At 37.7% G+C, this 15,699-nt stretch carries 10 protein-coding genes; 8 read left to right on the forward strand and 2 right to left on the reverse strand.

All coding sequences use genetic code 11. From position 1 onward, the window contains the following. Positions 1-34 precede the first annotated feature (34 nt). Complete coding sequence (locus tag ACSVDJ_RS07785) at positions 35-445, forward strand: CoA-binding protein (protein ID WP_439170943.1); 411 nt, start codon at positions 35-37, stop codon at positions 443-445. A gap of 1,022 nt (positions 446-1,467) precedes the next feature. Here ACSVDJ_RS07785 and ACSVDJ_RS07790 read toward each other — a convergent pair. Beyond that, positions 1,468-3,156 carry a GmrSD restriction endonuclease domain-containing protein gene (locus ACSVDJ_RS07790; RefSeq protein ID WP_518620394.1) on the reverse strand — a complete coding sequence of 563 codons (1,689 nt, stop codon included), beginning with the start codon at positions 3,154-3,156 and terminating at the stop codon, positions 1,468-1,470. Positions 3,157-3,478: 322 nt separating this feature from the next. Between ACSVDJ_RS07790 and istA the strand changes: the two genes are divergently transcribed. Together istA and istB are read left to right on the forward strand one after the other, a co-directional pair. Then, complete coding sequence (gene istA / locus ACSVDJ_RS07795; RefSeq protein WP_439171296.1) at positions 3,479-5,023, forward strand: IS21 family transposase; 1,545 nt, start codon at positions 3,479-3,481, stop codon at positions 5,021-5,023. Next, complete coding sequence (istB, locus tag ACSVDJ_RS07800) at positions 5,023-5,787, forward strand: IS21-like element IS643 family helper ATPase IstB (RefSeq protein WP_439171295.1); 765 nt, start codon at positions 5,023-5,025, stop codon at positions 5,785-5,787. The genes istA and istB overlap by 1 nt, the downstream gene beginning before the upstream one ends. Before the next feature lie 594 nt (positions 5,788-6,381). Here the strand turns inward: istB and ACSVDJ_RS07805 are convergent. Further along, complete coding sequence (locus tag ACSVDJ_RS07805; protein WP_439170566.1) at positions 6,382-6,591, reverse strand: hypothetical protein; 210 nt, start codon at positions 6,589-6,591, stop codon at positions 6,382-6,384. Positions 6,592-6,943: 352 nt separating this feature from the next. On the opposite strand from ACSVDJ_RS07805, the gene parE reads away from it, so the two are divergent. The 5 genes from parE (at position 6,944) to ACSVDJ_RS07830 (ending at position 15,435) form a co-directional block, all read left to right on the forward strand. Further along, positions 6,944-8,896 carry a DNA topoisomerase IV subunit B gene (parE, locus tag ACSVDJ_RS07810; protein ID WP_439170574.1) on the forward strand — a complete coding sequence of 651 codons (1,953 nt, stop codon included), beginning with the start codon at positions 6,944-6,946 and terminating at the stop codon, positions 8,894-8,896. A gap of 4 nt (positions 8,897-8,900) precedes the next feature. Beyond that, on the forward strand, positions 8,901-11,327 hold the full coding sequence (parC, locus tag ACSVDJ_RS07815) for a DNA topoisomerase IV subunit A (protein WP_439170565.1): 2,427 nt from the start codon (positions 8,901-8,903) through the stop codon (positions 11,325-11,327). Positions 11,328-11,475: 148 nt separating this feature from the next. Beyond that, positions 11,476-12,894: an alanine/glycine:cation symporter family protein gene (locus ACSVDJ_RS07820; RefSeq protein WP_439170564.1), complete on the forward strand. Its 1,419-nt coding sequence runs from the start codon at positions 11,476-11,478 to the stop codon at positions 12,892-12,894. 187 nt (positions 12,895-13,081) lie between these two features. Next, entirely contained in the window at positions 13,082-15,289 is a 2,208-nt protein-coding gene (locus tag ACSVDJ_RS07825) for a PAS domain S-box protein (protein WP_439170563.1), read from the forward strand. Further along, a complete protein-coding gene (locus ACSVDJ_RS07830; protein WP_439170562.1) occupies positions 15,286-15,435 on the forward strand; it encodes a hypothetical protein in 150 nt (49 codons plus the stop codon). Before ACSVDJ_RS07825 ends, ACSVDJ_RS07830 begins: the two co-directional genes overlap by 4 nt. Positions 15,436-15,699 lie beyond the last annotated feature (264 nt).

Consider the following 15,699-nt stretch of genomic DNA (forward strand, 5'->3'; position numbering starts at 1 on the left):
TAAAGAAATATGTCATTATAGGGAGGGGAATTACATGATTGAAAATCCATCAAGAGCAGAAATGGGACAGTTGTTGAAACAAGCAAAAACCATTGCAGTAGTAGGATTAAGTAACAACCCAGAAAGAACAAGCTACATGGTATCTGAAGCAATGCAAAAGGCAGGCTACAAAATCATTCCGGTCAACCCAAGCATAGACACGGTACTCGGTGAAAAAGCCGTCAGCTCACTGAAAGACATCACAGAAAAAGTCGACATTGTTAATGTCTTCCGCCGTTCAGAATTTCTGTTTGACATCGCGAAGGAATTTGTTGAAATCGATTGCGATATCTTTTGGGCTCAGCTTGGTGTAGAAGATGAGAGAACATATGAGTTTTTGAAGGAAAAAGGGAAGACGGTTATCATGGATCGGTGTATAAAAGTTGAACATGCATTAACAAAATAAATTTGAAAAACAACAAGAAAAGGCTCGCCTTTGGAAAGAGGTGGCCTTTTTCTTGTTGCTTTTCAATTGGCATCAATTTATCATCGTAAAATCGGATCGTCGATAAATACTCATATACATACTGTAGACGTCAAGTCGAATTGGCTCTTACACTTTTTTTGTGATAACTTCACCACTATCCTTCTAACAATTGGTTTTATTTTTTTAATATAACTTATAATCCCGATAAGGCTCGAATTCTTAAAAGAGGAAACTTTGCTCGGCCATACATCATTCGTTTGATAGTTTTTTAGCGATTCACATGTCCTTCGGTCACACCATTGCTTGAGGGTTCCTGAATATTGTTTGAAATAGCCGGAAGGTCTTTCTTCAGTTCCTCTATGAAAGAGCAGATCAATGGAAACTTGCTTTTTTTCATGTTGATGGATCCATTCCATCAAGAATTGTGGGTCCTTAGAGTAGAAAAGCTGACGAAAAAAAGAAACGATTTTATCCAAAAGCAGAATGTCTGGAAAAGCCGACAATAATTTCGAATGAATGTGCTTAAAGCAGTCTTCATGGGGAGGACCATGAAAATTCCATATTATGTGAAGTAGCCTTTGATGGAGAAACAACGGCTTGTTCCCATTATTTTTGCTGTTTCTTCCTTCCCTGGCAATCATCGTGTTCAATGTAGAAACCGAACCGTCATATCCCCTTTCACGACAGACTTCTTCAATCTGTTTCGCCGTCTGCTGTTTTTGAATCAGAGAGCGAATTAGCGAACGATAATCATAAAAACGCATATGAGTGGGGGAAGAGTAGAACTGGACTATTGACGAATCGTCCATAGTCTAGTTCTACACAACACCTTTGATAACACCTATTGATATCATCAAGGACTAGAAAGTCTATATACCAGTTACACTCAATTGCGTCAAAATTAATCTGAGCCGCCGTATACGGCACCGTACGTACGGTGGTGTGAGAGGTCGGAGGTTAGTCACCTCCCCTACTCGATTAACTAACAGACAGTGATCTAATTACTTGTTATTACAGCAATTGTGTATCTTCTTATCATTTTTATTTCCATCTATGAATCCTCCGCAAGCCATACAACGCGGAATTTCTGAGATGAATGCGCTATAGTTTTTTTGAATAGTTTTTTCTTTGGAAGTAAGGTGTTTATTCTCATCAAAATCTAAGTAATTATATCTTGATTTAAAATCAGAGAAATCGTCATTTTTACATGATATTAAAAGTGTTTCATAATAACGACTCACTTCTTCATATGCTTTTTTAGCTTGTCTCTTTTTACGGGCTATAGTTTGTATATGTCTCTCGTTATTAACTAAAAACTCTTCAAAATTTTTTCTGTTTTTAATAAATATATCTTTTAAATATGAGTCTTCATTTAATTTAACTGCAAAGCGTATGAATCCATAGAGCGAGTTAGTTTTAAATTGCTTTGTAGCTCCATAAAAGTAAGCTTTTTGACTAATATTTAAATAATCTTGAACAAAAGTTAGAAGGCTAATTGCTTTGTCTTCTAACAAATTAATGTCTAATTTCTCATTATCGTCTATAATTTTAACTACATTATAGACTTTAGAAATTACAAAATCTTGATTTAACGATCCGCATAAAGGATAATTATTTAGTTGATGAGATAGAAAAGGCATAAAAAATCGATTGAAAAGGAGCCGCGTTCTTTCATTTTGATTTTTAGAAACCTGTCCTAAACCCTGTCCCAATATTGCGCGACTTAACTGTGATGTAGGTAATTGATCATTTTCAATCAATTCTTTTTCGTCTTCTGTTATTTCCACACCTTGTTCATTTATTCTTATAAATGACTCTTTGACTTTATCATAATCTCCAGTCACCCATTGAACAGCGATAGAACGTTTAGCAATTATTTGTTTAGAACGTTTATACTTTTCATCAGTAGAACTTTTTATTTCTGAGTAACTTCCGATTTGTTGATTAATGTATGATTCTATTGCTTTGTGATTACTATCATTAATTTCGTTTTTTTTACCGTAGTCAGAGTTAACCCAAGCTATTAGAGAGCTAATTCTGTGGGCGCCATCTATGATGTAAATATTTCCTTCTGTATCTTCCCATAGGATGATAGCTGGAATTAAGCCATCATCTAAAAAGGTATTAATTAATTTTTCTACCCGTTCAACAGTCCATTGATTTGTATCTCTTTGGAAAATAGGTTTTTTTAACTGTTGGTAAAAAAACTGTCCTTTTTCTAAGTCGGTTAAGTTAAAGCTACTTCTTCTGTCAGATTGAGAACTAATGTATGGATTATCCGAATCATCAATATTACTTCTAGGTATCAAATGTTCTAGGTTGCATTTTAAATTAGTTTTAAACACTTTCTTTTTCACCTCGTAGTAAATTATGTGTCTAAACTCTTCAGGAGTTATTTCTTTTTCTAAATATAATATTTGGGAGTCTTGGATTGTAATAATGTCTTTAATTGCAAATGTTGTGAACTTGTGAATCAAGTCAATAAAGAGATTTAAAGCTGTCCGTTTATTACCATCATCAAATGCATGAATATTATGATGAGAAATAAAAAGGTTAACGATGAACTCCAATTCAGAATTATAGTATCCTTTTTTTGCAAAGGAAGATTCATAGGCGTTTCTTTCCGCGAATCGCCCAGGATTGAAATCAGAGTGTTTTTGATTCAATATTTGAGCGTAGTCAATGTACATATCTATTTCTTTTTGTGTAATCTCAAGCGCTTTAGGTCTGTATTTGGGTATTATCAAATCTGTACTTAGTATTTTTTTTATTTTTTTCTCACTCTTAATATTATAGGTTCCACTGTCATATGATTTTAGATTCTTATACGCTTGCTTTTCAGCGGGAGTTGTCGTTCTATTGAATGTTGATGTTTCCAGGTGTAAACGCTAGAATAAAGTTGACAGTTTTCGCTTGATAGGATTTTACACTTTTGCTCTATCAACCTATTACTTTAGTAAAATAGATGTTAACGCTATTTTACTGGAGGTTAGGGTTTTGGAGGAGAAGTTAGTGTTGTATATAAAGATTCATGAACTGCATAGAAGAAAATTTAAAGTAGCACAAATCGCTAAGGAGCTTAAGATCTCAAGACCAACTGTTTATAAATATTTAGAAATGACATTTGATGAGGCAAGAGTTTACACTGAACAACTTTTGGGGAAGAAGAAAAAACTAGATCCCTATAAAGACTGGATACTTGCCTGGCTAGAAGAGTATCCTCACCTGAGTAGTGCTCAAATTCATGATTGGCTTTTGGAGAGATATCCCGACCTATTGGTCGGTGGAAGTACTGTGAGATCTTATGTGAAAGACATTCGTGAATTTTATCAGATTGAGAAAAAGGTTATTGTACGTCAATATGAAGCAGTTCCTGAACAACCAATGGGAAAACAACTTCAAGTAGACTGGGGCGAAACAAAACAGAAGACAATGGACAACAAAGAAATCAAACTGTACTTTATTGCCTTTGTACTCGCTCATTCCAGGCATAAATATATGGAATGGCAGGCACGTCCATTTACCACAAGAGATGCGATTCGATGTCATGAAAATGCATTCCAGTTTTACGGAGGACGAACAGAAGAAATCGTCTATGATCAGGATCATTTAATCACAGTGAGTGAAAATGCAGGACAGCTACTTTTAACAGCTGAGTTTCAAAGTTATGTGAATGAACGAAAATTCAAAATCTACTTGTGCAGAAGAGCCGATCCGGAATCTAAAGGGATGATTGAAAATGTAGTGAAATACATAAAAGGCAATTTCGCAGACAGTCGGGTGTTTAGCAACATAGAAGATTGGAATGATCGAGCATTACAGTGGCTTCAACGTACCGGGAACCATCAGGTTCACCAAACAACGAAAAAAAGACCAGTAGAAGTGTTTCTCCTCGAAAAGCAACACTTACAGCCAGTCCCTTCGTTACTTTCATATGAAAGTAGCAACAAACAAAGTATAACAAGAAGTGTAAGTAAGGACAACACGATTCGTTATAAGTCAAACCGTTATTCCGTCCCACTTGGGACTTATCAAACAATGACTGAAAATCTTGTATGGGTTGAAGTGATAGGCGACGAGCAACAAACACTCGTGATACGAAAAGAAGCAAATGGTAAAATCATTGCCGAACACATTATTAGCTCAGAAAAAGGAAAACTTATTCAAAACCGCCATCATACCCGTGATCGTTCGAAAGGGATTGAAGAACTTAAGCAACGTCTAATCTCTTACTTTGAAGATCCGACACAGGCAGCTGCTTATTTTAATAAGATCAGCCAAAGATACCCGAGGTATCGTCGAGACCAGTTTGCGATCATCCAGAAGGTGATTCAACAGTATCCAGTATTAATTGATACCGTGTTGACTAAATGCATGACAGAGAAACTATACAATGCGAATGATTTTCGTGATATCGCTCACCACCTTGATACATTGCATGATGAAGCGATGAAAGAAGTACAATCTTTTCATAATAATTCGCCAAAACATTCTCATATTAAGGCTTCCACCCGTTCTTTAAATGCGTATACCAGTATTTTAGGAGGTCGGGCATAATGAACAGGACTGTGCATGAATTACAAGATCAATTTCGTCAGTTACGCTTATCAGAGACTGCGGAGGAGCTGCCACAGCTTCTTCGCGAAGCGGAAAAAGCATCGTGGACCTACTTAGAATTCTTAGCATCTATAACACGATATGAATTAGGAAAACGTGAAGCGAAAAGCCTTGAAAAAAGAATGAAATGGGCACGCTTCCCTTTCGTGAAGTCATTAGATGAATTCGAACTGAAAGGTCAAAACGTTCTGACGGCCCGTCAACTTACTCAACTTAGAGAATTAAGTTGGCTAGAGCAACAGTACAATTTAATTCTCCTAGGTCCTCCTGGCATTGGGAAAACGTATATCGCCATTGGACTGGGACTCGAAGCCGTATACAGAGGATTCAATGTTTACTTCGCTACAATGGGCGAGCTTGTGCAGCTTTTAAAGACAGAAGAATATCTGAATAAATCCAAAGTTCAGCTCAAACGGATTAGGAATGCCGATCTCGTGATTATCGATGATTTAATGTATATGGCGATGGATCAGCGAGAAGCAAACTTATTTTTTCATTTGATTAATCATTTATACGAACGAAGTTCGATTATCCTAACTTCAAATAAAAGTCCAGATGAATGGGGTAATTTAATTGGAGATCAAGGAATCACCACAGCTATTTTAGATCGCTTACTTCATCGTGTGGAAGTTATACGTGGTGCGGAAGATGAGGACAGTCATCGGATGAAAAATCGGAAAAGCATTTTTTCAGCAGAAGTGTAAAAAGGAAACGAGCAAAAAGTGTAAAAATCGACTTGACGTCTACACCAGGTTTTTCATAGCTACCTCCTTGATTGTTATAATATTTATTAAGATAAGAAAAATAACCAACTAACTCAAAAAGCCTATTTTATAAAAGTAGAAGTTGTTTAACTAAATTGGTGGTGTAACTTCTTGCAAATAACAAACTTCAAGAGGCCGATCTGTACTCACGTAATTCATCTGAACACTTTTGTATTTTCGGCGATTTAGCTATCTATCCAGACATTGGTTCGTTATCATTAAATTAGGTTATATTTCCTAATTCAAAGATTATCAGTTTTGGATATTGATTGTAAATAGCTAAATCAATACCAAGTATGAGGACCTTCACATGCAGCCGATTATCTCCTATACTATAAGAATGTTTCTTTGAAAAATTAATTACTTACTATGATAAAAATTCACATGATACAAGAAGAAGCTATCTCGATTGAAGGAATTTTTGGTTATTCGTGGTATTGTTTTTATTATAGAAGAAAAGGGTCGCCTATGAAAAAGGCGGCCCAGTAATTTTTATGTATATAGCCTGGTTGTATTCATTTGTCTGTACGTAAGTCAATTGAAAAATTTTGTTTCATTAAAATATTCATCAGAATCGACTTGTCGAGCATTTGGTTGATTGGTAAAAGAACCGTTTCGTTTAGCATGAGGTACGTGCTGTTCTGCTTCGAAAGCTGTAGTTGTAAGTTGTGTTCGATTTGTATGCAAGTTATACGATTTTCGAACGGCCATTGCTCCTTGAAAGGTAATGTAGCTTTTCATCATATGGATTACCTCCAACAATTCATTTCCTTATACCTAATTATACCATGTTTTTTTGCTTCACATTTGTAAAAAAGATGTGATATTTTTTTGTCTTTTAAAAAAATGGGTCACTTTTCAAAAGCGGCTCATTTTTTCGATTTTATTTTTTATTGCAATGTAATTGATTTAAATCGGCGCTAAACATACAATAAGTCATAGTTATTTTACATAAAAAGCGCGCCGGTTCAACGTGTGTTAATCTGATATGTCCTTTTTATGAAAAATATGATAAGATAAAAACGAACATTTGTTTGTTTTGCTTTTCCCCATGGAAAGGCTAGAAAGGGGAATATTTGTGTCAAGAAAAAAAACAATGATTGAATATAATGATGATGCTATTCAAGTTCTTGAAGGGCTTGAGGCTGTGAGAAAGCGTCCAGGAATGTATATTGGTTCTACGGATGCAAGAGGGTTACACCATTTAGTTTATGAAATTGTCGATAATTCAGTCGATGAAGTACTCGCTGGATATGGCAATGAAATCAATATTACGATTCATAAAGATCAATCGGTTAGTGTACAAGATCATGGGCGAGGAATGCCTACTGGAATGCATAAGATGGGTAAGCCGACACCAGAAGTGATTTTAACGGTTCTCCATGCTGGCGGGAAGTTTGGCCAAGGTGGCTATAAAACGAGTGGGGGGCTTCACGGAGTGGGTGCGTCCGTCGTGAATGCTCTATCTGAATGGTTAACAGTGACGATTCATCGTGATGGTTTCATTTACGAACAACGTTTTGAAAAAGGTGGAACGCCCGTTACGACGTTAGAGAAAATAGGGAAGACAAAGAAAACAGGTACGATTATTCATTTCAAACCGGACGCAACGATTTTCAGTACGATTAATTATAATTTTAATACGCTCGGTGAACGGTTACGAGAATCTGCTTTTTTATTAAAAGGGATGAAAATCACGTTACGTGATCAGCGTCATGGAGAAGAAGAGATTTTCCACTATGAAAACGGGATTGAAGAGTTCGTTAAATATTTAAATGAAGAAAAGGACACGTTGCATCCAGTTGCTTCATTCGATGGAGAGCAAAGTGGTATTGAAGTCGAGTTTGCTTTTCAATTTAATGACGGTTTTTCAGAAAATATTTTGTCATTTGTCAATAATGTTCGCACAAAGGACGGGGGGACTCATGAAGCGGGTACTCGTACAGCGATGACGAGAATGTTTAATGAGTATGCTCGCAAAGTGAGTTTATTGAAGGAAAAAGACAAGAATCTGGAAGGTACCGATATTAGAGAAGGTCTATCAGCGATTATCTCTGTTAGAATTCCTGAAGAGCTTTTACAATTTGAGGGGCAGACGAAAGGGAAGCTAGGGACGAGCGAGGCTCGTTCGGCTGTGGATCAAGTGGTCTCTGCTCAGCTGTCTTATTTTCTTGAAGAAAACCCTGATATTAGCTCTCTCTTAATTAAAAAGGCGGTAAAAGCCGCTCAAGCGAGAGAAGCGGCCCGTAAAGCGAGAGAAGATGCCCGCAACGGCAAGAAACGCAAAAAAAATGAAGCGGTTCTCTCAGGGAAATTGACGCCGGCGCAATCAAGAAATCCTCAAAAAAATGAATTGTACTTAGTTGAGGGAGATTCGGCAGGTGGTTCGGCGAAGCAAGGTCGTGACCGTCGTTTTCAGGCGGTGTTGCCACTTCGAGGGAAAGTGATCAACACAGAAAAAGCGAAACTCGCTGATATTTTTAAAAATGAAGAAATCAACACGATCATTCATGCGATTGGCGCCGGAGTTGGGCCAGAATTTGCGGTGGAAGATGCCAATTACGATAAAGTGATCATTATGACCGATGCCGATACAGATGGCGCCCATATTCAAGTGTTGCTGTTAACGTTCTTTTACCGTTATATGAAACCTTTGATCGAAGCGGGGAAAGTGTATATTGCCCTTCCGCCACTTTATAAAGTAAGTAAAGGAAGCGGCAAAAAAGAAGTCGTTGAATATGCATGGACTGATGATGAACTAGATGAAACGATGAAAAAAGTAGGCAGAGGCTACATGCTTCAGCGTTATAAAGGTTTAGGTGAGATGAATGCCGATCAACTATGGGAGACGACGATGAACCCTGAAACGAGAACGCTGATTCGTGTCTTAATTGATGATGCCGCTAGAGCTGAACGTCGGATCACTACGTTGATGGGTGATAAAGTAGAACCGCGCCGCAAGTGGATTGAATCGAATGTTGCGTTTGGCATGGAAGAGGACGGCAATATTTTAGAAAACGAGAATCTTTCAGTCGGCGAGGAGGAATAACTAAATGGAGAAAGAAAAGTTTCAAGATTTACCATTAGAAGAAGTGTTAGGTGATCGTTTCGGTCGCTACAGTAAATATATTATTCAAGAGCGTGCCTTACCGGATGCTCGCGATGGATTAAAGCCGGTTCAACGCCGGATTTTATATGCGATGTATGCAGAAGGAAACACGCAGGAAAAAGGATTTAGAAAATCTGCGAAGACGGTTGGTAATGTCATCGGTAATTACCATCCGCATGGCGATATATCTGTCTATGATGCGATGGTGCGTCTTAGTCAAGATTGGAAAGTGAGGAAATTACTCGTTGAAATGCATGGAAACAACGGATCGATCGATGGCGATCCTCCAGCGGCGATGCGTTACACGGAGGCGAGACTTTCTTCCATCGCGGGTGAATTGTTAAAAGATATTGATAAACGAACGGTTGATTTTATCCCAAACTTTGATGATACGACCGAAGAGCCGACTGTGCTGCCATCAAGGTATCCCAATTTGTTAGTGAATGGAGCGACGGGAATTTCTGCTGGGTATGCAACAGAAATTCCTCCTCACCAACTTGGAGAAGTCATTGATGCGGCTATTTTAAGAATGGACAAGCCGAATTGTACAGTAGAGGAGTTAATGACGGTTATAAAAGGCCCGGATTTTCCGACTGGAGGAATTATTCAAGGGATTGATGGCATTGAAAAAGCGTATAAAACAGGTAAGGGAAAAGTAGTCGTGCGCGGCAAAGCTGACATCGAAGAGGTTCGAGGCGGTCGCAAGCAAATTGTGATCACGGAAATTCCCTATGAAGTGAATAAAGCGAATCTCGTCAAGAAAATAGATGAGCTCCGCTTAGATCGTAAAGTAGAGGGCATCTCAGAAATTCGCGATGAAACGGATCGAACAGGGTTAAGAATTGTCATCGAGTTGAAAAAAGATGGTGATGCACAAGGAATCCTTAATTACTTATATAAGGCGAGTGATCTGCAAGTTAGCTACAATTTTAATATGGTCGCTATCCATAATCGTCGTCCTACGTTAATGGGGCTTACTCAGTTGCTCGATGCCTACATTAGCCATCAAAAAGAAGTGGTGACGAAACGTTCTGAATTTGAATTGGCAAAGGCAAAAGCGAGAGCGCATATTGTCGACGGTTTAATAAAGGCATTGTCTATTTTAGATGAAGTGATTGCAACGATCCGAGCATCTAAGGATAAGAAAGATGCGAAACAAAATTTAATGCAATCGTTTGATTTTACCGAGCCACAAGCGGAAGCGATTGTTAATTTGCAGCTCTATCGATTAACGAATACTGATATTACAGCTTTACGAACAGAAGCCGAGGAGCTAGCTGCTTTAATTGATCAGCTAACGGCTATTTTAGCTAGCGAGAAAAAATTAGCAGCTGTCATTAAAACGGAGCTTCGAGCCATCAAGAAAAGTTACAACGATGAGCGCCGAACGGTTATTGAAAAAGAAATCGAAGAAATTAAAGTGAATTTAGAAGTGATGATCCCTAGTGAAGATGTGATGGTGACGGTCACAAAGGATGGTTATATGAAGAGAACGAGCTTGCGTTCTTATTCAGCTTCTGGTGGGGCGGACCTTGGCATGAAAGAAACAGATCATTTGCTTTATCAAGCGGAAGTGAACACAACCGACGTCTTGTTAGTGTTTACGAATAAAGGGAACTACTTGTATGTGCCAGTTCATGAATTGCCAGATATTCGTTGGAAAGACTTAGGGCAGCATATTGCGAGTCTTGTATCGATTGATAAAGAGGAAGAGGTTATTTCTGTATTCTCGGTGAAGGATTTTAATCAGCCGCTCTTCTTGTTATTTATGACGAAAAACGGGATGGTTAAGAAAACAGAGATGTCACAGTATAAAGTTCAGCGTTATTCGCGTGCATTAGTCGCGATCAATTTAAAGGCGGATGATGAAGTCGTTGATGTTCATTTGACGGATGGAGAAGGCCATGTGTTCATTGCGACACATTTTGGTTACGGTTTATTATTTACTGAACAAGAAGTGAATATCTTCGGTCCACGAGCAGCGGGAGTCAAAGGGATTAATTTAAAAGAAGGCGATTTTGTTGTTGCTGGTCAAGCAATGAAAGAGTCATCCGGTCAAGCGATCGTTTTAGTTACGCAACGAGGAGCTGTCAAGAAGATGGACATGTCTGTATTTGAAGTGGCTACTCGAGCTACTCGGGGAGTCGTTATGCTTCGCGAGTTAAAAGCGAACCCTCATCGCGTCGTCGGAGTGGAATTGGTCGAGTCCATAGAAAAAATGGTGTTACAAACAGAAAAAGGTCAAACCGAAACATTTGATTTTCACTCGTTAAAAAAGAGTGATCGTTATTCTAACGGGTCCTTTGTTGTCGATGAAAAAGAAAGTGGTGTAGTCACAAGAGTGTGGCCGTTGATTGATCCACAACAATAAAAGAGTTCCACAGGAGGGCTGTGTATGATTATGCAGCCCTATTTCTCAATGGTGTTTAAAAAATCCATTTGATTGGAATCTATCTTTTTGATAAGGTAGTATAAGTTAATTTTAAGTTGAATGCAGGTGAAAGGGAGGGTGATTTTATATGGAGTTTTTAGATGTTATTAATCAATATGTATTGACAATTAATGATTATTTGTACACCTATTTAATGATTGCTATGTTGATAGGTTTAGGTCTATTTTTCTCATATAAAAGCAAGTTTGTTCAGTTTCGTTATTTCGGGGAAATGTTTCGTGTAATTTTTGAAAAATCAACAATCTCAACCGATGGAAAAAAAGGGATCTCTTCCTTCCAAGCGTTTACGATTAGTGCGGCTTCACGAGTAGGAACAGGAAACCTTGCTGGAGTTGCAACAGCGATTGCAACAGGTGGACCAGGAGCTGTTTTCTGGATGTGGGTCATTGCTTTTATTGGAGCGGCGTCGAGCTTTGTTGAGAGTACACTTGCTCAAGTGTATAAGGTAAAAGATAAAAACGGCTTCCGTGGAGGTCCTGCCTATTATATGGAGAGAGGACTTAATAAAAGATGGATGGGAATTATCTTTGCGATTACCATCACTTTTTGCTTCGGATTAGTTTTTAACGCCGTTCAATCGAATACCATTTCAAATGCGGTTAATCAAGGATTTGACGTATCTACTTCTACGATTGGACTGATTCTTGCGGGATTAACAGCTGTCGTTATTTTCGGTGGAATTAAAAGAATTGCCCATGTGACACAAATTCTCGTCCCGGTGATGGCCATTATTTATTTAATTTTAGCGATCGCTATTGTATTCATGAATATTACGGAAGTGCCGGCGATGTTTATGTTAATTTTTAAGAGCGCTTTCGGTTTGCAAGAGGCAGCCGGAGGAGCATTAGGGGCTGCAGTGATGAACGGAGTGAAGCGAGGACTCTATTCAAACGAAGCAGGTATGGGTTCCGCTCCAAATGCCGCCGCAGCAGCAGATGTCAGTCATCCGGTGAAGCAAGGGTTCATTCAAACATTAGGTGTATTCGTCGATACAATCTTAATTTGTTCGGCCACGGCTTTCATCATTCTCTTATCTGGTGAGTATACAAAAGAAGGACTTACTTCTATTAATTTAACCCAATCAGCACTTAGTGTTCATATCGGTGATTGGGCGAGTATTTTCATTGCTGTAGCCATTTTTCTATTTGCCTTTAGTTCGGTTATCGGAAATTATTATTATGGAGAAACAAATATCGAATTTATTAAAAATTCACCGACAGCATTATTTGTATATCGCGTAGCTGTCGTTGGAATGGTTTACTTTGGAGCAGTCGCTAAAATCAGTTTAGTCTGGAACTTAGCAGACTTATTTATGGCGATTATGGCCTTTATTAACTTAGTGGCGATTGCGATGTTATATAAAATTGCCATGGCGGTTCTTAGCGATTATCAAAAGCAACGAAAAGCAGGAAAAGAACCTGTTTTCTATGCCGATTCTATTAAAGGGATCAATGGAGTTGAATGTTGGGAACGAAAAGCAGAATAACTAAGAAAAGCTCATGACGTACTCGTCATGGGTTTTTTTGTGAATTCGCATAGAGATTTAGTAAAGAAACCGGTACATTCCTACTCTTTTCTCGTATTATCTAGTCATTTCATATGCAAAAGTGTTAATCTTGAATTAATTCTAATTTTTATGGGATAAAAATTCGTTTTTTAAAGAGGTATAGAAAATGGCGAATAATTTTTTTAATTCTGCACTTGTTTCTCCTAAAGAGGTCGAGTGGTTTATACAAATGAAAAAAGAAATGTTTGCAGCTACGGATCATGATGGAATTATTCAATTTGTTAACCCGGCATTAACCTCGGCGTTAGGTTATGATGAGAAAGAACTTATTGGAAAGAATTTCTTAGATTACATTCACCCATCCGACCTTGAAAATACAAGAGATAAATTTGAAGAGGTTATACAATGTAGCAAATTAGTAACGGTTGAAAACCGGAGTCTTTGCAAAGATCGTAATTACATTTGGATGTCTTGGAGTGGGGCTTCAATGGCTTCGCAAAAAATGGTTTTAATGGTTGGACGAGATATGAGCCGACAAAAGCGATTAGAAAGTGAACTTATTCAATCGAATCAATGTTTCCAATCGTTTTGGGAGAATACAGATGACGCAGTTGATATTATAGACTTAGAAGGAAATATGATTGCTGTCAATAGAGCTTTTGAGAAGATTTTTGGATGGACGAATGAAGAAGTAAAAGGGCGAAAGCTACCTGTTATTCCAGACTCTTTTTACAGTGAATTTCAACAACTCAAGGCAAGAGTGTTGTCTGGCCAAAAAATGGTCAACTATGAAACGATGAGATTGTGCAAAGATGGGTCGATGATTCCTGTGAGCATCACTGCTTCACCGATCCGAAATGAAGCAGGAGAAATCGTAGCGTTCTCCGGTATTAGTAGAGATAATTCTCTGCTTGTGGAGGCACAGAGAGAGCTTATTAATCAGAAAAAGGAATTGAAAAAAGCAAATGAGCGTCTAGAGAGTATATTACAGAGTATTATTGAAGCGTTTTTCTTTGTAGATAACAAGTGGAATATTGTCTATGTCAATGATGTGTTTGCAAGTATGTGGGAGCAAAAACAAGAAGAGCTTGTCGGCAAGAATTTATGGGATACGTTCCCTGAAGTGAGAGGGACGATTTATGAATATTATTATAAGCAGTCTATGAATACGCAAGAACCCCAACGTTTTCAAGTATATAGTCATCTTTACAAAGGCTATTTTGAAATTTGTACGTTTCCATCCTCAACAGGGCTTGCGGTAAATATACGTGACATTACAGACTATCAAATAAGTTTACAAAAATTAAAGGAAAGCGAAAAACAAATAAGAGAGATTACTGAAAACATTAATGAAGTATTTTGCGTGCATAATGTAGAGGGATTTGAACTGCTTTATGTAAGCGCTGCATTTGAGAAAGTATGGCAACGTTCTATATCTGATTTATATCAAAATCACTTTCAATATATTGAAACGATTCATGAAGAGGACCGTGAATATTTCATGTATCAAATTACTCATTATAAGGAAGCACCTGATGAATTTGAGTTTCGTATCATTCGACCGAGTGGTGAAATTCGTTGGATCAGATCAAGACAAACCGTCATTTATAATAAAGCAAAACAGCCGAAGCGAATCATTAGTGTGTTGGAAGATATTACTGAATTGAAGGAGAAAGATATTTTAATTCGTAAAGGTGATAAGCTTGGGGCTGTCGGACAATTAGCGGCTGGGATCGCTCATGAAATTCGCAATCCATTAACGACGATTAAAGGGTTTGTTCAGCTTTGGGGAAAGGAAAGTCAAACGAAGTATAGCGACATTATTTTGTCTGAACTACAACGAATTGAATTTATTATGAATGAATTTTTAATGCTGGCGAAGCCTCATCAAGAATTACAAATGGAAAAACTTAATTTGAATAAAATACTAAATGAAGTGATTATTTTTATGCAGCCTGAAGCGTTACTTCATAATGCGAACATCGTTAGTACACTTGATCCTTATTTACCAGCAATATTTGGAGAAATGAAACAAATTAAACAAGTCGTTATTAATTTAATTAAGAATGCTTTAGAAGCAATGCCTAATGGCGGTGTTATTACTATGATAACGAAGCATGACAATAAGCGAGTGATCATGGAATTGATAGATGAAGGGATTGGTATTCAAAAGGATCGGATTGCTAGACTTGGTGAACCGTTCTATTCTAATAAAGAAAAGGGGACGGGTCTTGGCTTAATGGTCAGCTTTAAAATTATTCAAAATCATAAAGGAACGATTTCTTTTGAAAGTGAGGAAGGAAAAGGGACAAAGGTGACGATTTCTTTGCCTATATATGAAAAAGAAAAGGCTAAAGGGAGTGGGCAAAAATGAATATAGTGAGTAGTTTGATGCAATTATTTGTGTTTGCTATACCCGTTTTTTTTATCGCTCTATTGACAGGGTTGTTTTTTTCAGAGAAAAAACGCAATGAAAAATTTAGAAGAATAGAAGAGAGAATGAAACAAAATCATGAATGAAAGCAGGATGACGTCTGCTTTTTTACTTTGCTGCACATAGAGAATTTTTAATAAAGTGAACCTTCAATCTGTGGGGGTTTTCTTCATCCCCCACAGATTGTTAGGTGAACAGATCGGGCTTTTACGGGCTGTTGATCTCCCACCTACATGCCTGCGCTCTTTCTGTCATGTTGAGGTGGGAGTCTTACAGCCCGTTAATGCGGGATAAATATTTTTCTTTACCTTTCATTATTTTTTGTTATAGTTAGAGAGAAATTATTATTG

Origin of the sequence: Bacillus sp. Hm123, assembly GCF_051842975.2 — a bacterium.
GTDB lineage: Bacteria > Bacillota > Bacilli > Bacillales > Domibacillaceae > Bacillus_CE.